28 protein-coding genes are annotated in these 20,841 nt (G+C 48.9%); 17 read left to right on the forward strand and 11 right to left on the reverse strand.

Annotated features, from left to right (window positions below; translation table 11 throughout):
- Positions 1-50 precede the first annotated feature (50 nt).
- Positions 51-389, forward strand: a complete 339-nt coding sequence (locus CVV30_06305) for a cupin domain-containing protein (protein PKL69185.1) — start codon at positions 51-53, stop codon at positions 387-389.
- A gap of 93 nt (positions 390-482) precedes the next feature.
- Positions 483-1,082 (forward strand): N-acetyltransferase, encoded by a 600-nt coding sequence (locus CVV30_06310; GenBank protein ID PKL69186.1) that lies wholly within the window; start codon positions 483-485, stop codon positions 1,080-1,082.
- A 76-nt stretch (positions 1,083-1,158) separates the two neighbouring features.
- Here CVV30_06310 and CVV30_06315 read toward each other — a convergent pair whose 3' ends face one another.
- Both CVV30_06315 and CVV30_06320 read right to left on the reverse strand, forming a co-directional pair.
- Positions 1,159-1,509: a hypothetical protein gene (locus tag CVV30_06315; GenBank protein PKL69187.1), complete on the reverse strand. Its 351-nt coding sequence runs from the start codon at positions 1,507-1,509 to the stop codon at positions 1,159-1,161.
- Between the two features lie 93 nt (positions 1,510-1,602).
- The gene (locus tag CVV30_06320) at positions 1,603-2,781 is read right to left on the reverse strand and encodes a hypothetical protein (GenBank protein ID PKL69188.1); all 1,179 of its coding nucleotides are present in this window, start codon (positions 2,779-2,781) and stop codon (positions 1,603-1,605) included.
- A gap of 226 nt (positions 2,782-3,007) precedes the next feature.
- Here CVV30_06320 and CVV30_06325 point away from each other — a divergent pair, with 226 nt between their 5' ends.
- Entirely contained in the window at positions 3,008-3,451 is a 444-nt protein-coding gene (locus tag CVV30_06325) for a hypothetical protein (protein PKL69189.1), read from the forward strand.
- Between the two features lie 237 nt (positions 3,452-3,688).
- Here the strand turns inward: CVV30_06325 and CVV30_06330 are convergent, their stop codons facing one another.
- Positions 3,689-3,958, reverse strand: coding sequence for a hypothetical protein (locus tag CVV30_06330; protein ID PKL69190.1), 270 nt, complete (start codon positions 3,956-3,958; stop codon positions 3,689-3,691).
- A gap of 200 nt (positions 3,959-4,158) precedes the next feature.
- Entirely contained in the window at positions 4,159-4,728 is a 570-nt protein-coding gene (locus CVV30_06335; GenBank protein PKL69191.1) for a hypothetical protein, read from the reverse strand.
- A 308-nt stretch (positions 4,729-5,036) separates the two neighbouring features.
- On the opposite strand from CVV30_06335, the gene CVV30_06340 reads away from it, so the two are divergent.
- Positions 5,037-5,318 carry a hypothetical protein gene (locus CVV30_06340; GenBank protein ID PKL69192.1) on the forward strand — a complete coding sequence of 94 codons (282 nt, stop codon included), beginning with the start codon at positions 5,037-5,039 and terminating at the stop codon, positions 5,316-5,318.
- Between the two features lie 126 nt (positions 5,319-5,444).
- Here the strand turns inward: CVV30_06340 and CVV30_06345 are convergent, their stop codons facing one another.
- On the reverse strand, positions 5,445-6,308 hold the full coding sequence (locus CVV30_06345) for a hypothetical protein (GenBank protein ID PKL69193.1): 864 nt from the start codon (positions 6,306-6,308) through the stop codon (positions 5,445-5,447).
- Positions 6,309-6,574: 266 nt separating this feature from the next.
- Here CVV30_06345 and CVV30_06350 point away from each other — a divergent pair, with 266 nt between their 5' ends.
- From CVV30_06350 to CVV30_06365, 4 genes are all read left to right on the forward strand, one after another.
- Entirely contained in the window at positions 6,575-7,498 is a 924-nt protein-coding gene (locus CVV30_06350) for a 4Fe-4S ferredoxin (GenBank protein PKL69194.1), read from the forward strand.
- Between the two features lie 89 nt (positions 7,499-7,587).
- Complete coding sequence (locus tag CVV30_06355) at positions 7,588-7,962, forward strand: hypothetical protein (protein PKL69195.1); 375 nt, start codon at positions 7,588-7,590, stop codon at positions 7,960-7,962.
- A 63-nt stretch (positions 7,963-8,025) separates the two neighbouring features.
- On the forward strand, positions 8,026-8,292 hold the full coding sequence (locus CVV30_06360; GenBank protein PKL69196.1) for a hypothetical protein: 267 nt from the start codon (positions 8,026-8,028) through the stop codon (positions 8,290-8,292).
- 227 nt (positions 8,293-8,519) lie between these two features.
- Positions 8,520-9,200 (forward strand): hypothetical protein, encoded by a 681-nt coding sequence (locus tag CVV30_06365; protein ID PKL69197.1) that lies wholly within the window; start codon positions 8,520-8,522, stop codon positions 9,198-9,200.
- Positions 9,201-9,300: 100 nt separating this feature from the next.
- On the opposite strand, the gene CVV30_06370 is transcribed toward CVV30_06365, so the two are convergent.
- Together CVV30_06370 and CVV30_06375 are read right to left on the reverse strand one after the other, a co-directional pair.
- The gene (locus tag CVV30_06370) at positions 9,301-10,239 is read right to left on the reverse strand and encodes a hypothetical protein (protein PKL69198.1); all 939 of its coding nucleotides are present in this window, start codon (positions 10,237-10,239) and stop codon (positions 9,301-9,303) included.
- 83 nt (positions 10,240-10,322) lie between these two features.
- On the reverse strand, positions 10,323-10,937 hold the full coding sequence (locus CVV30_06375) for a hypothetical protein (protein PKL69199.1): 615 nt from the start codon (positions 10,935-10,937) through the stop codon (positions 10,323-10,325).
- Between the two features lie 787 nt (positions 10,938-11,724).
- Between CVV30_06375 and CVV30_06380 the strand changes: the two genes are divergently transcribed.
- The 5 genes from CVV30_06380 to CVV30_06400 all read left to right on the forward strand — a co-directional run bounded on the left by CVV30_06380 (position 11,725) and on the right by CVV30_06400 (position 14,422).
- Positions 11,725-12,372, forward strand: coding sequence for a hypothetical protein (locus CVV30_06380; GenBank protein ID PKL69200.1), 648 nt, complete (start codon positions 11,725-11,727; stop codon positions 12,370-12,372).
- A 408-nt stretch (positions 12,373-12,780) separates the two neighbouring features.
- Positions 12,781-13,086, forward strand: coding sequence for a hypothetical protein (locus CVV30_06385; GenBank protein ID PKL69201.1), 306 nt, complete (start codon positions 12,781-12,783; stop codon positions 13,084-13,086).
- A 189-nt stretch (positions 13,087-13,275) separates the two neighbouring features.
- Positions 13,276-13,776, forward strand: a complete 501-nt coding sequence (locus CVV30_06390; GenBank protein ID PKL69202.1) for a hypothetical protein — start codon at positions 13,276-13,278, stop codon at positions 13,774-13,776.
- Entirely contained in the window at positions 13,773-14,033 is a 261-nt protein-coding gene (locus CVV30_06395; protein ID PKL69203.1) for a hypothetical protein, read from the forward strand. The genes CVV30_06390 and CVV30_06395 overlap by 4 nt, the downstream gene beginning before the upstream one ends.
- Positions 14,030-14,422 (forward strand): hypothetical protein, encoded by a 393-nt coding sequence (locus tag CVV30_06400; protein PKL69204.1) that lies wholly within the window; start codon positions 14,030-14,032, stop codon positions 14,420-14,422. Before CVV30_06395 ends, CVV30_06400 begins: the two co-directional genes overlap by 4 nt.
- A 173-nt stretch (positions 14,423-14,595) precedes the next feature.
- Here CVV30_06400 and CVV30_06405 read toward each other — a convergent pair whose 3' ends face one another.
- A complete protein-coding gene (locus tag CVV30_06405; protein PKL69205.1) occupies positions 14,596-14,835 on the reverse strand; it encodes a hypothetical protein in 240 nt (79 codons plus the stop codon).
- Positions 14,836-15,185: 350 nt separating this feature from the next.
- The gene (locus CVV30_06410; GenBank protein ID PKL69206.1) at positions 15,186-15,665 is read right to left on the reverse strand and encodes a hypothetical protein; all 480 of its coding nucleotides are present in this window, start codon (positions 15,663-15,665) and stop codon (positions 15,186-15,188) included.
- 206 nt (positions 15,666-15,871) lie between these two features.
- Between CVV30_06410 and CVV30_06415 the strand changes: the two genes are divergently transcribed.
- The 4 genes from CVV30_06415 to rnhC all read left to right on the forward strand — a co-directional run bounded on the left by CVV30_06415 (position 15,872) and on the right by rnhC (position 19,744).
- Complete coding sequence (locus tag CVV30_06415) at positions 15,872-17,299, forward strand: hypothetical protein (GenBank protein ID PKL69207.1); 1,428 nt, start codon at positions 15,872-15,874, stop codon at positions 17,297-17,299.
- A 224-nt stretch (positions 17,300-17,523) separates the two neighbouring features.
- A complete protein-coding gene (locus CVV30_06420) occupies positions 17,524-18,090 on the forward strand; it encodes a hypothetical protein (protein PKL69208.1) in 567 nt (188 codons plus the stop codon).
- Positions 18,083-18,499, forward strand: coding sequence for a hypothetical protein (locus CVV30_06425; protein PKL69209.1), 417 nt, complete (start codon positions 18,083-18,085; stop codon positions 18,497-18,499). Before CVV30_06420 ends, CVV30_06425 begins: the two co-directional genes overlap by 8 nt.
- A 279-nt stretch (positions 18,500-18,778) precedes the next feature.
- The gene (rnhC, locus tag CVV30_06430; GenBank protein ID PKL69210.1) at positions 18,779-19,744 is read left to right on the forward strand and encodes a ribonuclease HIII; all 966 of its coding nucleotides are present in this window, start codon (positions 18,779-18,781) and stop codon (positions 19,742-19,744) included.
- Positions 19,745-19,858: 114 nt separating this feature from the next.
- On the opposite strand, the gene CVV30_06435 is transcribed toward rnhC, so the two are convergent.
- Together CVV30_06435 and CVV30_06440 are read right to left on the reverse strand one after the other, a co-directional pair.
- Positions 19,859-20,155 (reverse strand): hypothetical protein, encoded by a 297-nt coding sequence (locus CVV30_06435; GenBank protein ID PKL69211.1) that lies wholly within the window; start codon positions 20,153-20,155, stop codon positions 19,859-19,861.
- A 424-nt stretch (positions 20,156-20,579) separates the two neighbouring features.
- A complete protein-coding gene (locus tag CVV30_06440; protein PKL69212.1) occupies positions 20,580-20,795 on the reverse strand; it encodes a hypothetical protein in 216 nt (71 codons plus the stop codon).
- Positions 20,796-20,841 lie beyond the last annotated feature (46 nt).

Here is a 20,841-nt window from a genome sequence, read left to right on the forward strand (position 1 = left end):
TCGTTGACCGGGAACGAACCTGTTAAATGAGAGAAAGGAGATGAACGATTATGAAAATTACTGATGTAGCCAAGGTCCAGTCAGGACCAAACCCCCACCATGTAGATGCACGGAAAATTTACGATACCGATAATGCAATCGCAGTCGTAATCACCCTCCAGCCCGGCGAGGCGCTCAAAAAGCACATGACGCCGGTCGATGTCTTCTTCTACGTGCTGGAAGGCACCGGGATTGTTGAGATAGGAACCGAGAAAGAGACCGTGACAAAAGACCAGTTAGTCGAGAGCCCGGCCCGGATCCCGCACCTGTGGAGAAACGAGAGCAACGCGGTCTTCCGGGTGCTGGTTGTCAAAGTGCCAAAGCCTAAGGAAGAGACAAAACTGCTCTGAAGGGGTACTCTTCTCTTTTTTTTACCGGGGGACTTGCTTCCGGATAATGACCGGGAAAAATTCATGGACCAACAACCAAAACACTATTGATTCATGAATAATTCCGTGCCCGATAAAAAGGATACACAAATCGCTGTATTATCCATCAGTACCGAACGGCTGGAACTAATCCCTGCCACCCTGGCGATCCTGACTGGCGATCTCAGGGACAGAACCGCACTTTCACGGCTTCTTGATGCCACCATTCCCGCATCCTGGCCGCCACCCCTTATGGATAAAGAAGTGCTCACGGAGTTTGTCCGGATGAGATCAGAGAATACCGATCCCCTCTTTACCACGTGGTACTGGATGCTGGTGGATCCGGTTACAGGGACACGCACACTCATCGGGAGCGGGGGGATTGCTTCGACGACTACGGCAACGGATACCGTGGTCATGGGATATTCGGTGCTGGACGAATTCCAGAATCGGGGTTATGCGACCGAGGCGATACGGCATCTCATCCCGATCATATTTTCCCTGCCGGGCATCCGGAAGATTCTGGCCACAACATACCCGGACCTGAAGCCATCAATACGGGTGCTTGAGAAGAACGGGTTTGTATGCACCGGCGTGTGTCACGAAGGAGAGGGAATCGAAGAAGGGACCGTCGCATTTATTCTTGAGAGACAGGATTTTCATCCATTGAAATAAGGAGAAAGTATCATCTCCATCCGGTCTTTCCCCCGCAGAAACGGTAACCGGTGTGCAACCGGTCACCCACTGGGCATTATGCCCGGGGACCCCGGGTCACGGTTCCACCGGCAGCCCGGAGGGTTTCTTCAATTTTTACGAGCAGTTCTTCGTCGTTGAGGGCAAACGCTAAGTGTTCATACTTGTTCACGAGCGGGATGGGCTTTAGGATGGCGAGCGGCTTTTTTCCTGCGGTCTCGCCACTATAATCGGGTGGCACCAATGTTATTGTATCATTATCCCACACAGCGAGATTCCCATTCCCCGCCTCATCCCAGAGTTTTTTTACAATATCCTGCGTGATCATACGATCTTCTCCCGGTATCACTGCAATAGAGACCGATGTTTTCGGATATAAAACCGTGTTCTGATACTTGCCGGGAAACATTCCCTCGTTCCACGCCTCCGGTGAAATCGTGAGAAATCCTAAAAAAAGGATGGGGATCGTTTACCAAAACTCCCGAACGGTCACAGCAACCATTTATTTCCTGATCTTCCGGATTGCCACAATTCCCAAAAGGGACAGGAGAGCGGGTACCAGTTCGAACCCGGGGGTTTTTGGCAACGGGGAGAGCCCGGATATATATTCAGACGTTGTTCCTCTCTCGATCATAATGGTTGTTTTCATATCGCTGTAACCTGCCATGATCAGGGTGACCGAATGCGATCCATCTGAGAGCCCGGGAATTGTTGTGGGGGTGACACCTTTCATCTCTCCGTCGATATAGACCTGGGCACCTAAAGGCGATGTTGTCACGGAAAGGGAACCTGAGTCCGGTTCTGGTGCGACAACAGTCTGCCCGGGTCTTACGGTTACCGACCCGGTCGTCTTTGTGGTTGCTGCAACAGTCGGAGGTGAGGATTCCCCACGGGTGAGTGCAACACTGACGGGCTGCAGGATTCCCATCACCGTAATCGTACGGGAAACATCATCGTAGCCGTCAAGCCGGATGATCAGGATATGATTGCCATTCGGGACTGCATCGAGAGTGAGCGGGGTGAGCCCCTTGTAGGCATTATCGAGATACACATTTGCCCCGGAGGGGTATGAGGTAACCCCAACACTGCCGAATGCAGGGGTAGGCACGGGCGTGGGTTCGCCGATGAGATGATCGATAGTAACGATAGAATAAGGGATCGCATATCCCCGTGCATCAATTTCCTGGATCTTCAAAAACGTTTTTGTCGCACCCAGTATCGAAGATGGGGGAATGGTTCCCTGTACGGTTGCCTTCACGATCACTTCGTCCTGGTTCCGGTATCCCAGTTCAAACCCGGTAATGGTTAACGTGCGCCCCCTCTCGGGGGAACGGACATTTTCCACGCCATTGACCAGGATGGAATATGACCATAGGGGATCATTGAGCTCGGATACAAACTGGAGGTCATCATAGGAGGGAAATGCCACACCCGATGCAGCAATCGCGGTGACGGAAATGGTGACCGGATCACCGGGATGTAACGATCCCGATGGATCGATTGTCTGGCCGGACAAGGTAAATGCCGATACACCGGAAATTAAGAATAAACCCACACAACACCAGAGAACAGGGTTAAAAAAACTCATCATCCGGACCATGATACTCCCATGTAATGCTCCCGGTTTATAGTTCTTAGGTTTGTTTGCAGAAACAGGGAGGGTGAAGCCTACAAGGAACACGGTGAATCCGGCAACAACACCGGACGATTGGAGGGAAACAAAAAAGTGAGACTGCAAAAACGGGAATGAAATGGATTTATTTGTAACTTTTTTTTTAATTTCAATAGATTATTTTGCACCATATGCGGGATCTTTGATAAGATCAGTCAAACACGTTGAAGAGTCGCTGGACAACCTCCAACATCATTTCAGCAGGTTTAATTACAGGCGTTAATAAAAAAATTAAATGGTAATTTTTATGAAAAAAACAATGGTTATTATCCTTGCCTGTCTCATGCTGATGGCTGCCGGCTGCACGAGCACATCCGGTACAACACCGGCAACACCTGCTGCTGAGGCAAAATCCTGGTCCGGCCTATGGAGCACGACATGGACATCTGCGGATAACGCGACCCTGGTACCTGGGGATGACATTACGTTCACCCAGACGGGCTCATCGGTAACCGGAACCTATATTAATCCCGAACAAAAGTTCACAGGGTTAATCACGGGTACGGTTGAAGGAACCACAATGACCGGCACCTGGTCTGAATCTGAAAATGGTATCCCCGGGACATCCGGTACTATGAAATTTGTAATATCAGCTGACGGAAATTCCTTCACCGGAACATGGGACCGCGCAAATGACGCGAGTAAGGCTACGTATCTCTGGAACGGTGTCCGCAAATAATATTCAGGCGAATCTCTGATTCAGCCAACCTTTTTTTTGTTCATTCACAATTCACGTTCATTCCGTTTTCAATGCAGATAATCCGATAGTAACCGGTTCGTATCAGATCCTCAGGTTGCAGCAGGGGCAGACCGGTGACTATTAGCTCGACCCGGAAGCCCCGGCCGATAAGAAGGAACAGGCAACGCAACTCTGGGAAAACATTTTTATTCAAAAAAAAAGATTAATCTTTGTTTTTCAAAAAATACAAGGAATGGAGGTGAGATAAAGATGAAAAGAGGTGGCAAGGATTGCTGGGGGCACCGGGGCGGTGACGCCTACCAGGGGCACGGCAGACAGGACAGCATCGGCAAGCGGGAACCGGTGAACCGGGAAAGCGATAATTATCGCGATGCTATGGACAATCCGCAGGACCCGTGGGATCCCGATTTTGAGCAATATGACTGGGATATCAGCAATGATGACGACGATGAAATAATATAAGGTAAGTCCGTTCACTTTGCACATTTTTTCTTTTTTATCATGGTTTCCGCTCCTTATTCCAATGTTATCGTCATTTTGAATAATCGCAATGAAAAAAACACAAACGGATTTCCCGGACAACCGGTCTTATGCGAATATTCTGCGGAAAAATCGCAGGATTGACTGATAAGAGAGACGGGGATAAAGGACACAAAGGCAGTTGTCCGCCGGGTTTTAATAAATAATTAGTGCCGGGTATAGGTCATCCCGACAGAATCAAAGAGATCGAGTTCATCTGCTTTTACGGGAACGTAACTGGTCAGGGTGACTTTTTCATCGAGAACCAATGTCCGGGTTGTCGTGAATTGAGCAACGGTCTCTCCTTTGGACTGGACATTTTCGGTGATAGTATAACTGGCCGGCCTCACATTGGTGGGATTGAGAATGACCCGGATTTCAACAAAATTCCATCCCGGATTCGCCTCGGCTCCCATGCAGGCCGGGAGAGTTTTTATCGCGGTGTTTTCGGCTTTTCTTTCAGTGTATTTCCAGAGGAATTCATCGTACTGGTCCTGGGTCAGTGCAGTAAGCCGGGGCATTGGCTGTTGTATACCGTAACCGGGATCATTTGCTATTGCCGGAAAGGCAGTCTGCATCGGGCAGTTGGGGATGCTGTAATCAAAGGTTTTTTTCCGGACCTGGAGATATTCCAGATGCGGGTTGTCGACCTGTATCCTTGTCGTCTGTGCGGTAACTACTCCATACGAAGGTTGCCCGGCATCGGGCCGGAACGTAATTCCGGGTGAAACAGTCACAGAAGGAGATGATGTTTCCGGAATATCGGCAGGAGCACTCGTTGGTATTGCCGTTACCGGGGATGCCGGCAAAGAGGATTGCGGACTTGTACATCCGCTTACCAGTATTATGCCCAGTAACAAAAATACCAGGAAGATGATCCTTTGTTTCATGGGTACTGATTAAAATTTTTAGTTCAATAACTCTCTGTTGAACACCTGTTCCCGTAACTCACCACGAAAAAACCGCATCCCGTACCAGGGAAAGACAGGGATAAGGGGGGAAAAACATCACGGGAAAATATTCTGGGTAAAATATAATACGTTGAATGATGATTGACTCATGTTGGGAGGGAAAGACGATGGAGACCAGAATTGGAACGGTAATGCATTATTACCCGAAGCTGAGTGTAGCGGCGGTTATCCTTCAGGACCACCTTACTAAAGGTGAAAAAATCCATATCCATGGAGCCCATGAAGACTTCCACCAGACCGTAACGTCAATGGAGTACGAACACACACCGATTGCAGAAGCCTCCGAGGGACTGGATATCGGCATTAAAGTGATCCAGAAAGTCCACGAAGGCGATATCGTGTTCAGGGAAATGTAAACGGTGTGCCGGTAAAAATGCAAAATATTCTTTTTTTTAGCAGTTGCGGTGCAGGTTTTTTTAAAATAATATTCAAAAAGAAAAAAAAATGTCAGAGTTTTTTAAAACACGAGAGGCATCGTGGCGTTACAGTAAAACCATCGAGCCTTTGACCGGAACCACGCCCCAGAGATTGCCTTTAACCCGTCCTTCAACCTGGATACGGATTTCCGGCAGGATTTTTTCCGGAGCCCGGATGATCAGGGAAAATACTGCCTGCATCTCCTTTCCTGTAATTTCGTTATCCACCGTAGGCATCGGGGGATAGATCTCCCAGAACATTTCATGATCGTTCTTGAGCATCCCCTGGTATTCCAGTAAAACACCGGCGGGGATAGCGAAAGAATAGCCGGTTTTTTTGCTGTACGTGCCGGATATTATTTCTCCCGGGCCAACCGGGATCCCAAACCGGTGTTCCGGGTTATCCGGTGGGTTTTTTGTACCGGGGACTGCGGGTGCCAGGAAATCCAGGTCACGGGAGAGGGAGATCGCATTGCCGCCGCTTTCAATAACCGCAGTAATAATGCCCTGATCTTTTGGGGAATAGTTGAGAATAGTTACTCCCTGAGGGAAGGAAATATCGACTATCCCATTGATAAAACGGGTTGTTGACGGATCGCCAAGCCGCATACTCATGGTGAGAACGACCGCGTAAAATTCAGGGGTTCTCGTAATTTTTTTGTGGCCCGCATCATCTTTGAGCAGGTGTTCGATCTCTTTTCCGGAAATCCGTGTGACAATTTTTGTTAGATAGACCAGGGCATTGGGCCCGGTCAATTGGTCCTCTACCGGGGAGGTTATGGGTTCCCGGTAAGGAACATATCGTTCCCCGTCCCTGATCTCCCCGGGCGGTTGCAGGTAGGCATTCTTCATCTCTATCGCTGATGACATCCCGATCTCTGACAATAATGCTATCTCAACGGATTCAACGGAAACGTCATCGCCTGCCATAAATGATTCCCAGTAACACTTAAAAAAAGGGATTAATAAAGTATTGGTTTTGGGGCCATAAATAAGCAAAGATTGACGGGCGGTTTCTCCCGCCCCGGAAGAAGCTGGCATACGTCACATCGGGTCAATTCCTTGTAAGATAACAACTACCGGGACAATTCCCTTAAAAAATATCCCGGCCCCACACCGGGAAAAGGTATTAAGAGCACAGCCCACCAGAACGGTGGTATCATGTTCCGGGGAGATCTAAAAGGAGAAGACCTTGAATGAAACGAAAGATCATCAGCATTGATGAAACAAAATGCACGGGGTGCGGCCAGTGCATCCCCGACTGCCCCGAAGGAGCCCTCCAGCTCATTGAGGGGAAGGCCCGGCTGGTCAGCGACCTTTTCTGCGACGGGCTTGGCGCCTGTATCGGCACCTGCCCGGAAGGGGCGATCAGTGTTATCGAACGGGAAGCCGTGCCATACGATGAGCGGGCGGTGATGGCAACTATAGTCCAACAGGGAGGGCCCGTCATCAAAGCGCATCTCGAACACCTGCTCGGCCACGGGCAGAAACCACTCTACAATACCGCAATCGAGTACCTCATCGAGAACACCATCCCCATTCCCGAGCACGATAATTCTGCTTATCTCCGGTCTGCCAGACCCGGACAACCTGCAGTCCCCCCGCAGCCCGCTGCCGGGCACCCGGCCGGCTCCTGTCCCTCCGGGCCGGACCCGAAACATCCCTTTGCCGGATGCCCGGGGTCTGCCGCCCGCAGCATCCCCCGCGGGAGCGAGAGAGGAATGCCACGCCAGCCTACGGGGGATTCAACATTCTCTGAGCTCCGCCAGTGGCCGATCCAGCTCACGCTCCTCAATCCCACAGCCCCGTATTTCGATAACGCGGACCTGCTCATCTCGGCTGACTGCGTACCCTTCGCAAACGCGGCTTTCCACGCGGAGCTGCTCCACGGCCGGATCCTGATCATCTTCTGCCCGAAACTGGATGCGGATATCGAAGGATACATCGAAAAACTGGCTGAAATCTTCACCCGCCACACGATACAGTCCATCACGATCGCCCGCATGGAAGTGCCCTGCTGCGGGGGCGTCCGGCACATAGTGGACAAGGCGCTTGAAAAAGCGGGTAAACAGATCCCGGTTGTGGAGAAGACAATCACGATCCAGGGAGAGGCGATATAGATCACAGTCCTCTGCAACAACCCCGATCCGCTCATCCGGATCAGAAACCCCCCGTCTCTCGTACCCGCGAACCGGAGGGAACTCCGGCTATGAGCGACAAGCGTTTTGTCATCCAGGAACACCATGCAACCCACCTGCATTACGACTTCCGGCTGGAGCGCGACGGGGTGCTGAAGAGCTGGGCCGTGCCCAAGGGCGTGCCGGAGACCGTGGGAGAGAAGCATCTCGCAGTAGCAGTCGAGGATCATCCGGTCGGGTATGGGACGTTTGAAGGCGAGATCCCAAAAGGCCAGTACGGGGCCGGCACCGTTTCCATCTGGGACAGCGGCACGTACGAAACGAAACACTGGGATGACGAAAAGATCGAAGTTCAGCTCCACGGCCACCGGCTGAACGGCACGTACGTGCTCGTGAAGTTCAAACGAGCGGGGAAGAACGACTGGCTGGTATTCCGGGCAGCGTGAACTGCCCGGGCAGCGGGGCAAAGATCCACTACGTATATTACCCGGAAGCAGAAACATACGGGTATGCCTGAAACCGGATGCCCGTCGTTCCTGGAGATCGTGTTCTATCTTTTTTACATCATCTTCTCCCTGGCCATCATCGGGTATACCTGGCTGGGACTCGCTGCCGGGAACGGGGGCGATGTTCCGCTCTATTCGATCGTAACCGGGGCAGCATTTCTGATTCTCGCACTCTACAGTGCCGCAAAACTTATCCTGCTGCTCTTCCCCGCCCGGAGAAAAACTTGCCCGGCCTGCCGCCTGCTGGCAAAGGTTATCGAGATCGATTGAACCGCCTCACACTGGAAGGCAAAAATCCGGAACATTACCCGGGGTTTTGCCGGCACTCACCGGGGAAAATTCCATTTCACCCGGCAAGACCGCCTCTTTGTTGTTTCAAAAATTGTTTTTAAAATCCGGGTTTCACGATCTCTCCTCTGAACCCCAATCACCTGCTCTGTTATGAGTTCCCCCGTCCACCAAAACCTATAATCACTCGCCCGTATATTAAGCAGGTTATGAAACATTTTGGCATTGGAATCCTTATATTCCTCATCGCCCTGCTCCTGTCAGCCGGGTGCACCCAGTCGTCACCCGCTCCGATCCAGCAACCGGTCGCAACTGCGGCAACACTCCTTCCAACCCCGGTGGTAACCCCCATGTCTGCCGCCACTACGAGCGCACCGCAGGTCACCGTTACCGTGATCCATTACATCGTACCCACGAAAGTCTGGAAGGATGCAGAACTCCATATCACTTTCACAGCGCCGCAGGACTGGGAAGTAATGACCCAGCGGATGAGCATGCCGGAGGGATCGCAGGGTCTCATGTACAAGACCGAACTCGTCCCAAATGACGTCTTCTCTGTTGTTACGTATCCCATCAGCCTCAACCAGGACCAGACCTACCGGAATACATTCCGGGGCTGGAACCCGGCACCGGTCGAGTCCACAGTCACGTATAACGGCATCACCTTCGATCGCTTCGAGTCAACAAAGGATGGAATGACCCATGTCGGCTACGTAGCCCAGAAAGCCAGTGCCAGTGATATCGGTTTTTCCAGCGTGATCGTGTTCACAGCTGATGCAGCCCACCCGTTCGAGAAGGAGGATTTCGACACGGTTGTTGCATCGTTTGTGTACTTAACCAAGGATAACGCAGCCACGATGCCTGGCGAGGAGATCCCCCGGGTCCGGTAGGGGCCGGAAAATTATTTTTTTTTGAGAGGAACCGGGGAAAATTCCCGGGCTGGAATTGCCAGGGCCAAGCGTTAAAAATAAAAAAAAAAAAAATTCCGGCCTATCGTCTTCTTTCCGCAGGTTTTCTTGTGGAGGTATTTCTTGTTGGCGCATGTTTGCGGAACTGGCTGGGGGGCGCTGATGATCGCGGCGCAGCGGATTTTGCCTTACCCGAGGATCTCTTCGCATCTCCGGATTCTGCCTTGCCGAGTTGCGCCGAACCTTTCCGTTGGGTTCCGGGTTCTGCTTTCAGGAGCTTGGCCGGACTTTTTTTGGGAGCAGGGGATCGGGCATCTGCCGGTTTCTTTGCTGCCTGCATGGAAGGTGCCGGGGATTTTGGCGAAGCGGGATGGGGGCGGGCAGGTACTTGCCGGGCGGGAAGCACCGGTTCCCCGCGGGCAGATGAGGGTGCCGGCGCCGGTTTCCGGGGGCCTCCCTCTTCTTTCTTGGTAATACCGAGCCGGGTCTTGTACTTGCTCAGGTACTGCAGCAGTTTGAGCACCGCTTCGGTCTCTTCCCGGACAAAGTGCTCGATCTTTTTGAAATCCTTATTCTCGTACCATTTTCTCATATGGCTGCCATCATATTTTTTCGATGAGAAGAGATCGAGCCGGGCTCCGGCAAACCGGCCGTCGTTCAGCAGCACCACGATGGACCGGAGGTCAAAGCGGGGCCGCTGGAAATAGAGCTGGTGGCTGGTGATCGCGGGCAGCTTGTATTGTCTGCATTTCGCGATGATCATCTCGTATTCATAATCGAGACTCATCCCCACCGGGATAAAGTGGGTGACCGGCATCTCCGGCCGGAAGAACTCATTGTAGAACGTGGTGATGATCTGTTGTTCGGAACTCTCCCATTCCTTAAGAATGGTAAGTTCTCCCAGCGGTTCGCCGGTGGTAAGATCGATCTTCTGGTATTGGATGGTGATGAGTTTATCGACAGCGGGGTCGGGTTTTTCCCCGGTGTGATATCCTTCCATGGCAAAATAGTAGGCAGGCATAAACTGATCTTAATACAGGAGATGTGAGATAAAAACTTTTTGTGTGGATTGTGTCAAAATTATTTTGAACGATCCCAGAATTTTCAATAGTTCATCTTGAATTTTACCTGGCTTTTGGTATCATTTCTTTTAAAATCCATGTTATACATCATCTCTACGGCTCTCCAGTCACTGATACTCAGTCTTGTTGCAGTGTCCGTTTCAGGGTAGAAAATACTGTCTTTGTTTTCTGAATACCCGGGAAACCCAAGCCCGAGAAGAACGCCCCGCATGATCGAATAATTGCGGAATTCTCCACTATCAGCATTGATATATATCCGTTCCTTGTAGATGGACGAACCCAGGATCGGCTTGCGAATCAGGAGGGTTTGTCCGGTGAGATTACTATGCAGGATAAAATCAGTCGGGTGTAGGATATCACGATCATTGGTGACCTGATCCAGAAATGATTCGGATACAAGGATAATTGTCACAGGCTGGTTATCATCCTGATACAAGGTCGCGTGGGTTATTGCAGAGTGTTTATTAAAATCCTGGAAAAAATTATCGATCATCTGGTAGTCGGTATCACGGTAACTCCCGGAAATGCCCATTTTCACCACAGGATCGTCCCATTTCATAAGATATGGGGGCCCATAGCCAAATGCAATATTCAGGAAATTCGTATTAGTGTCCTGGCTGCTGAAGACGGGCAGCATAGTTGGATCCGGTGAAATGACAGGTGGGATCTCTTTAGATGGTGCAGACTGAACCGGTGCTGAAGTTGGCAATATCTTTGTCTGAGTAGGTTCTGCTACGGGGGGTTTTGTAAGATCTTCCGGGATTGAACAACCTGCAGAGATTATCACAGAAATTATAAGAAAAACAATGATGAAATTTAGATCACCTGTTTTCATACAAACCAATACCTCCAGATCAAAGATAGTATTCTATAATAATTATAAAATGATTTTAACATTTTTATTGTTTGCTGTTTTATTTTTCATTATTTGTCGATATATTTAATGCCGGAAAATCTATCTTTAAATTTTTTACTTCATGTTTATCGGATCCATTTCAGGACATCTGGATCTTTTTCTCATTACCGGAGGGAAACAAAAACATAGAAATAATTATAATATATATTGAATAATTCTCCTTTATGCCAAATGTAATTGTGCGGTGTAATAAATGTGAAAAATATTTCGATTTCGAAGTATCCCCCGATCAGCAATCTCTTCTTGTGGAGTGTCCTGAAGGAAAAGATGGACACAAATTATTTTCAATGGTCCCAAACGGGGTAACACTTCCACCAGATGCTGTGCCAATTCGTGTTTCACTCATCAGCGAGTTCCCTTTCCCTATTCGAGCCGTAGTACCCCTTCACATTCCCCCTATCGAAATCCCATTAGCTGACATTGAAAGTCGTAGTGACGAATCCAGATTTTCAAAGAATGAATTATCAGAAATCCCGCGGGCTAGTAAAAAGGACAAGGATTGAAAGTTATGGATCAAAAAAAGGAGGCTACCAACAACAACTCCCCGGATATTCCCGAAGAATGGATGGAGTGGCAAAAATATGGTCATTCTCTCATAAAGGAGTCGTTGAAAACACAGGATGAAACTGCAAAATACGTTATCGGACTCGTTTCCACAGTTGTTGCACTTTACACATCGATATTGACGTATTTTGGTCTTTCCGGACAAGCAAACATTTCAATTTTCGTAATTATTCCTTTGCTATGCATGCTCGTTAGTCTGGGGGTCGCATTACTGGTGTTTAAACCAGAGATGGAAATACTCGATCTTAACGATCCGGTAAGAATCATGAAAACCGTTGCGCACAGAAGCAGACATAAGTATATTTTCCTCTCCATTGGGATTATTGTCTTTGTTATTGGCATTCTCACAATTCCTTTTGTAATCGGAATCGGTACTGTGCACAACCCGGAAAAAGTCCAGTTTGTTGTCATTGAAGATAAAAAACCGGTATTTGAGAACTTATCAGTTTCTTTTGAAACAAAGTCTGTTAAAACAATCCCGTTGGTACTAGTTCAAGAGGATCCAAAGACCTATACGATTCAATTATCGAATGGCAACAGTGTAAAAATAAATAAAGAATGGGTTCAAGGAGTGATATTTATTAAAAATTAATTTTTTCATAAATTGTTTGTAATTCATATTTGTCACCTGTTCAGATTACTACAAAAAAAGACACGCTCCATAACAACAGGTCAAAAGCGCCGGTGTCACATATTTTACGAAAAAATCCAAAATTTTCTCAACCATTACAATTTCCCCATGCATCCAACCGCCCGGTTAGCTGAACGATGCGGCACCATCCCTCCAATCCTGCATAATTTTTCAGAAAATTCCCCGTAAAACCCTTCGCCTCTGCACCCCGTGTGCCGCGCCTGTTGAAAGGAAAATCCCGGCCGGGCAGTCCGCACAAAACCGACCGCAATCCACGCCCGGATTCTCCTAAAAATCCGAAATGACTGCGAAATTTTTCCCAGTAATGGGAAACCTTTTAAAAGTGATTTTTCAACAGGAGAATATAGCATGTCAAACGAATTCTGCACACAAACAGCGAGGAAAATCCGGAAGCTCGGAGTCGCGCCAAAGGCAGCGGCTTTCTACTCCCGGTTCTTCTACCTCTCGATGCTGTCTGTCAGCGGAATTATCATCACCGGTCTGCACCGCAGGAAAGGAGTGAAAGTTCTTGGGGATGAAACCCCCAGCTCCCTCATGCACACGCTTGCCGGCCTCATCGCATTGCCCGACAGGATATCCGGCGCGGGGACCATCATCGCGGGACCCGCTGCTGAAATTATCGTGCCCGCCTCTTCTCGTATACGTCGTAATTGACCGCCGGTTCCGGTCGTTAATTTCCTGGCACATTCGTAACGGCTGAGCCTGCCGTCCGCGTGTGGATTGGGACCTGAGTTGCTGCGAAGAGCTGCGGCTCCGGCCGGAACCGGCGCTGGAAAGGCGGCACTCCACTGTGAGTGCATGAACAGGAGTTGGTGAACAAAAAAAGGAAAAAGGTGGTTGATTATGGGAATTGGTTTGGAGTTCCAGCGGGATGCTGTGGGACCGGAGCAGTCCGGTGCAGTAAAGGAAGAAACGGAGATCAGCGAACTGGAATGGGCAAGGAGGCACCAGGCATCTCTTCAACCGGAACTGAAGGATCGGCAGGATGACGGGGAACAGGGAACGGATTGTTCCGGGAAAAACGGAGCTGTACCGGGACACTTTGAATCCCGCAGAACGGCCACGGCTGGAAAAAACCCGGTAAAACCTGTGGAGAGGAAGACCGGATTGCGGGGACAGGCCATTGCGCCCGGAAAAAATCCGAAGATCCGGAGGCAGGCCATCATCCGGGAACTGATGGAGAATAACTCCGATATCCCGTATGCTGCGGTCGAGAAGGCGAACCAAGACCTGATCTGTTCGCTGATCGAGCGGCAGGACCGGGCAATCGAGGGGGTGCTGCTGTTGATTACCGATATGCAGTACCGGCTCGATGATCTTGAAGACGCGGGGCGATCCGGATGAACGCAGTCCGGATACACACAGCGGCCGCAATACAGGCCCGGGTGATCCCGCTGGCCGGGGCAACACCGGTCTGGATGCATTATGTCCCACCGGTCCGTGCACGCAGGCCGCTCCGCCATTATTTTGGTGTGACGGTAAGGACCGGGATCGTGTACCGGGAACTCCAGCGCAAAAATCGCATCCCGGTCGCGGCTTGCAGGGTACCGTATATTCCCCGGGATCATCCGGAGGGCGACGGACCCGGGTGTGTCGCATGACGCGGGGGCGCAGGCCGGAAAAAGGGTTGGTGGATGCGATCCCGGTAGCGCGTATGCGGGGCTCGATCATGAGATTCCTGCCGGATGTAGAGTGTGTGAGTAATTTTGTGATCAGCGGGGGCGGGCTTCTCGTGTTTGTCCGGATCCGGAATGCCCAGCGGTTGTATGGGACTCTCACGGAAATGGAGGCCGAGTGCCGGGAACCGGTCAGCCGGCTCCGGTCGCTCCCCGGTTCAGGCCCGATCCTCCGGGAACTCTGGTGCTATTCCCGACACGGGAACTGGCGGTACTTCAGGGTCGGGGACTCCGGCATAACCGAGATCGGCCCGCAGGGGTTACCGGTGACTGTGCCAGTAAAAGAACTGGCAAAACCGGGAGGGGGGGGCTGATGCGACCGGGGCAGTTCCGGCCCGGAGATAACCGGATACCCCCTTTTTTTGAAGGGTAAAAGAGCATGGAAGAGATGAGACCAGATATCCCCTTTACGGGCTCCGTTTGCCGGTTCCGGAAGGTTTCCTGACAGGAATTCGCGAAAAAACGACACTATTGTTTTGCAATTCCGTCAATTCTTCCTCCGTTTCGGCTGAATGTGGGTAAAATGCGGCTGAAAATATCCGCTAATAGCATCAATTGGGAGGCATATCGTTTTCCGGGTCTGCATGGGTATTGGGGAAATGAAAGAATACGGGTTTTTGAGAGGGGCCGGAAGATCTTTCCGGTAGCCTGGAACACTCATTATGACATGAGACCAGATCTCCCCTTTACGGGCTCCGTTTGCCGGTTCCGGGAGGATTGTTGACATGAATTCGCGGAAAAACGACACTATTGTTTTGCTATTCCGTCAATTATCCCTCCGTTCAGGCTGTAGACGGGCGTATCATGGCCAGAAATATCCGCTAATAGCATCAATTGGGGGGTAGAACGTTTTCCGGGTCTGCACGGGTAAGTGGGAAATGAAAGAATACGGTTTTTGAGGAGGGGCAGCGCTTGGGTCGCTCGTACTGCTGGCCCACCGCCACCACGCTCAGTCGCAGCCGCACGCCGGATTGGAACGAATGGGGCGGACGAACTCGTGCTATTCGATGAGACTTGTGAAAAACAAATATCTCAAAGAGAGATTATACCATTTGGCGAGAGATTTGATCAAAGTCGTTATATCCGGATTTGTTCTTCCACCCATGCAACAATTTTTTCCGCTCTAGCTAGGAGATCTGTGTATCCTTGTTCAGGTAGTGGATCGTATTGTCCAGGATATCGTCGATCAACTGCGTAATTCATCAGTGAAGCCGTTGACCCAATTTTCCACGGGATGATCCAAGGGATTGTCCAACCCCCGTAAAAAAATGGAGTGTTTGATGCATTTTTAATGTCATCAGGAACGACAACATTTAATTCTTCAATTTTTTTAATTAAGAAATTAAGCGAATGTCCATTCCGCCCTTGTGGAGGTTTATAATTTGGTTCGATGTGATGAAAAACAAGCAAAGCTTTGAGCGCTTTTTCTACTGCAGCATGACAATTATTACCCAGATCTTCGTACATAAGATCCTCGGAAATTTTCCCTATTCGTGCTATAATTAGATTGCTCTTCGCTCTTACCAGCCATTTTTCAGATTTCGATTGATTTTTCATAACAATGCATTATAATTTTCCAGCAAACGCCTTCCCAGCACTGCCTACGTCAACCGCTTGCATCGTCGGCCCGCTCCCGAAGCAACTTCCTGATCGAACACATCCGCACGCTCAAACGGCAAATCGAAACGACAAACGATCTCGTACTGCTCGGCAATGGGGAACAAATATAATCAAGTTATTTAGATACCGAACTATTAAAAGATATGAATACCCCTTCTGCCGAAAAGATCCTTCACCCACTTGCGACAAAAAATACCGGTCATCACATTACCAGAAAAAATCCTGAACATAAAAAAGATACCGGAAAACAACATTTCCACGATGAAAGAACTGATTTTCAAAGAGATCGTGATAGGATCTTGTATTCTCAAGCATTTCGCAGGTTAATTCATAAAACTCAAGTGTGTTTTACCGGGGAAATGAATGAAAATATCCGGACGCGTCTGACTCACACACTTGAAGTAGCTCAAATCGCTCGAAGTATCGCTCGTCAGATACATGCAAATGAGGATCTCGCAGAGGCAATAGCACTCGGACATGACGTAGGTCATACCCCATTCGGGCATTCCGGTGAGAAAGTCCTGTCTGACATCCTAGATGGAACTGACATAAAAATAAAAAATGATTTCAAACTTGATCCAGAGCAACTAAAAATCGGATTCAAACATAATTTTCAAAGCGTGCGTGTTTTAATGAAATTAGAAGAGGGATATGGGGAATCGGGCGGACTGAATCTCACGTATCCCGTTCTTGAAGGGATCTTGAAACACACGACAATTTATCCAAAAAATTCGAAGGGAAAGACCCCCGTCTATTATTATCAAATTGTAACTGATGAGGCATTATTTATTGATCTGCCCTTCTCGGCAACATTAGAAGGACAAATCGTAGCATTAGCTGATGAGATTGCCCAAAAGTGCCATGATGTGGAAGATGCAATTGTTGGGGATTTTGACAGCAGAAAGATCATTTTAGCGCATCTTGAAGATATGGTAAATCAAGGACTTTTGAAAGGCATCGAAAGTCAGGATTGTATTGGAACCTCTAACGGTAAGGCGTTCATCAAGCCAGATCACATAAAACAATTTACCAGCTGGATTATCGGAAAAATAATTTTAGATTCTGTAGAGGAAATTAGCAAAAATATGGATAAGTATGTGGAAAAAAAATCTGAAGATAAGCGGGTCTCTGATTGGTATCCAATCACTGAGGCACTTGCGACCGCCAAAGTCCTGAATGGGAATAAAGTGTTTGAAAGATTAATAGAAATTCAGAAACATTTTGTAATAAATAATCAAAAAATTGATCGAGAGGATGGCAAGTCTCGATTCATATTAAGACGGATATTAAAAGCATATTTGACAAATCCCCGTCAATTGGATGATTCCGTTCTAAAAAAATATACAAAAATTTGTGAGTTGAAGGGATTGAAAGATGAAATCGAAAAAATGAGTATGAAAACTAAAAATATTCGCTATCTTGACAGTAAAATTTTTGAAACTTACAAAGATGAAATAATCAGAGATAATCATTTTCAAAGAATATTATGTGATTACATATCTTCGATGACTGATGTTTTTGCAGTTTCCGAGTACCAAAAATTATACAGTGGTGATAGGATTGGAGAATGAAAAATGCATTTTAATTAAATTCTATCCCCTCAATCTAACAAAATAATCGAATATCATTTTCTCACACATCTACACCCTAATTGATCACACACCCTCCCATTTTTTCCCGCACCATCCCCGCCCAATCCCCACCTCGTTCCCCATAACCAAAGAAACACCTCCACCAGGTTCCCATAATCTCACAATGAATACATTTTTTACTCAATTGAATACATTATGTACTCATGCTCGAAGCGCTCATCTCCTCAAAGACCCGGGTGAAACTCCTCACCCTGTTCCTGCTCAACCCGGAGAGCGAGTATTATATCCGCGAGATAGTGCGGATGACTAAAGAGAATTACAATGCCGTGCGCCGGGAACTGGCAAACCTCGAAGCTTTCGGTCTCATTGCGGGACAGAAGAAAGGAAACCAGCAGTACTACACGGTCAACCGGGATTTTTTCCTGTACAGCGATCTGCAGAAGATCGTGCTGAAGACCGAAGGGATTGCAAAAATTATCAGGGACGATCTCACGGAGCTCCCCGGCATCGATTGCATGTTCATCTTTGGATCTTTTGCGCAGGGAACCGCAGGTGCAAAAAGCGATATCGATCTTTTTATCGTGGGCGATGTGGACGAAAATTCCCTGATCCCCCGCATCCATACCGGCGAACAGAAAACCAACCGGGAGATCAACTACACGCTCATGCATCGCGATGAATTCAGAAAACGAAAAGAGTCCGGAGATCCTTTCGTAAAGAATGTAATGCATGAGCCCAAGATACAGATCATCGGAACCTGCGATGATTGAGGATCTTGAACGGGAAGGACTCATAAAAAAACTTCCCGTGGACCGGAAGAAAATAACGGACGCAATCGCTCTTGCACACCGGGATGTGACTACCTCCCGGCTTCTTCTTTCAAGCGACTGCGACTGGGCCTACACCATCGCGTACAATGCCGTTCTCCAGGCCGGCCGGGCCCTGATGTTTGCCCACGGTTACCGGCCGGACGGAGCGAACCAGCATATAGCAGTAGTAAAATTCGCCCAATTGTATCTCGATGAAAAAGATTCGGTCGTATTCGACCGGATGCGGCGCAAACGGCATAGTTCAGTGTACGATACTGCGGGTGCGATATCAGAGGCAGAAGCAGAATTCGCCGTGGACCAGGCAGACCTTCTCTTACACACAATCGAAGCTCTCATCGAAAAAATCTGATATTTTATTGTCACCGTCATTTTTCCAATAGTTCACACGTTCGCAGTCATGGAAAATGAGAGCAGGACTAAAAAACAAGGGATTCCCCGGATGGACAGACCTGAACCAGGCGCGGCTACATTTCCCTGCCTGCGAATTCTGAAATACTCAGGTGAAGAACAATGAATAACATTGCACATGCATGCATACCCGGATGAAACGCCGGGAAAATCGTGAGGCATCAGCCGAAATGACCGATAATGCCAGATCGTTTGCTCTCATGCGAAAAGGTGCTCCCCCATGACCAATGAACAACTCACCGCATACTACCAATCAATCAAGAGCATCCTCCTCACCAATAATTTCACCATCGAGTCCTGCAAACCCATAAATTTTGGCCTTCAGTTCAGCATCTCCCGTGAGGATAAGAGCGGCATTATCCGGCTGTACCAGCGCAAGAATGGAAAATTCACGCTCGATTATTCCCCGCTGAAAGATCCGGAACTCCTGCACAGCGTGAAACAATTGCTGGAGAAGATTCACGCGCCCGCCAGTTCTCCGGAAAAAATCCCGGTTCCACCCGGTACATCCGGCTCTGCCTATGATGTCGGGTATCCCGTCATCGGCACCGATGAATCGGGCAAGGGGGATTACTTCGGCCCCCTCGTCTGCGCAGCGGTCTGCGTGGATGAAACGACTGCGGGGGAACTGCGAGCAGCGGGCGTCCGGGACAGCAAGACCTGCAGTGACCGGGAGATTAAGGAACTCGCGGAAAAGATTAAGCAACTCTGCGCCGGGAAATTCGAGATCATCGAGATCTCACCGGAGAAATACAACCGGCTCTACGAGCAGATGAGAACTGAAGGAAAAAATCTGAACACGCTGCTCGCGTGGGGGCATGCGAAGGCCATCGAGGAACTGCTGCAAAAAGTTGACTGCGGAACAGCACTCGCCGACCAGTTCGCAGACAAACGCTTCATCCTCGGAAAACTCCAGCAGAAGGGCCGGACCATCCGGCTGATCCAGATGCACCGGGCAGAGCAGAACATCGCGGTCGCGGCTGCATCGATCCTGGCCCGGGCACGATTCATCGAGAAGATTGCGTCACTGTCAAAGAAGTACTCGATGACGTTTCCGCTCGGGGCATCGGCTGCGGTCATCCAGGCCGGGAAACAATTCATGGAAAAGAACGGTCTTCCGGGTTTACCGCTTGTTGCAAAGATGCACTTCCGGACAACAGAAGAAGTATTAGGAAAAGAGCATTGAAGTTGCGGTGTTGCGGAGATCAACGGGAGATCCGTTGCCCGTATCCAGTGCCTGCCAGCCCGGGGCCCGTTCTTTCCTTTAAGGGAAAAGCAGGTCTCTTCCGGACAGGAAAAATTATTTTATATTTTTAACCGTTTTATCCACTTCGGATTTTACCCGGCTGATGATATCATCAAAGGATTTCTGGATCTGCGTTTGCGTATCCTTAATGGTTTTTTCAATGTACTGCTTTCCCTCTTCGGTTGTTACGAGGTCATGGGTAACTTTCATCACATCATCAACGGATGATATGACGGACTTTGTCGCCTCGGCAAACCTCTTGTCAATGACGTTTCCATCAGTCACGGTCGCCACTGGTTCGCTCTCCACTACCCAGATTCCTTTTTCAAAGTGTCCTTTTTGTTCGGTCATGTTCTTCACGTATTTCCTTAATTGAAATCGGTTTTCCTTATAATTAAAATACCGACATAAAGTTTTGATCAGGTCCCGGGACCATAAGGGCAGTCCTTTAGCTCAGGAGAGTTTTTTTTAATGACGCTCTTTTGGGTTGCAGCACGGGTGACCTTTTGCCCATTACGCCGGATGCACCCCTGCCCACAGGTAATCTTTTTTTGTCCCCTCCGTGAAATTTTTACGGGAAAAATCCTGCTGGACTGGATCTTAAATACACCGTCGTATTCGCCGACGAAGCGAGCATTCCGCGGTGTATATTCTACCAGTTTGATAGGTTTTTCAGGTTTTTAACAAAAATCTATGCTTATGCAGTAAATCCGACAAATTCATAATATTCATATACCCCTTTGTTTCCACTGGAGACTTCACCGGAGAACTGCTCTCATCGTACAGTACAATCAGGCATTTTTGTGCAGTAGTGCACTGAATATTTCCGGCTCGAAATTGCCCGTACTGGATCGATATCCACCACAACTTGCCGGATATTGAGAACGTTTAACTTTTTTTCAAAGGTGCCTGCCAGTAACACAGGCCGCAGCCGGATACCGGAAAGAGAATGTTCAGTCCGGAGTGATTTCGCAGTCCATAACCGCTTCATGGAACCCGGCGGGTTTGATTACCCTTCCAGAACAATGCTCTCATTA

The organism is Methanomicrobiales archaeon HGW-Methanomicrobiales-1 (assembly GCA_002839675.1).
Classification (GTDB): domain Archaea; phylum Halobacteriota; class Methanomicrobia; order Methanomicrobiales; family Methanospirillaceae; genus Methanoregula.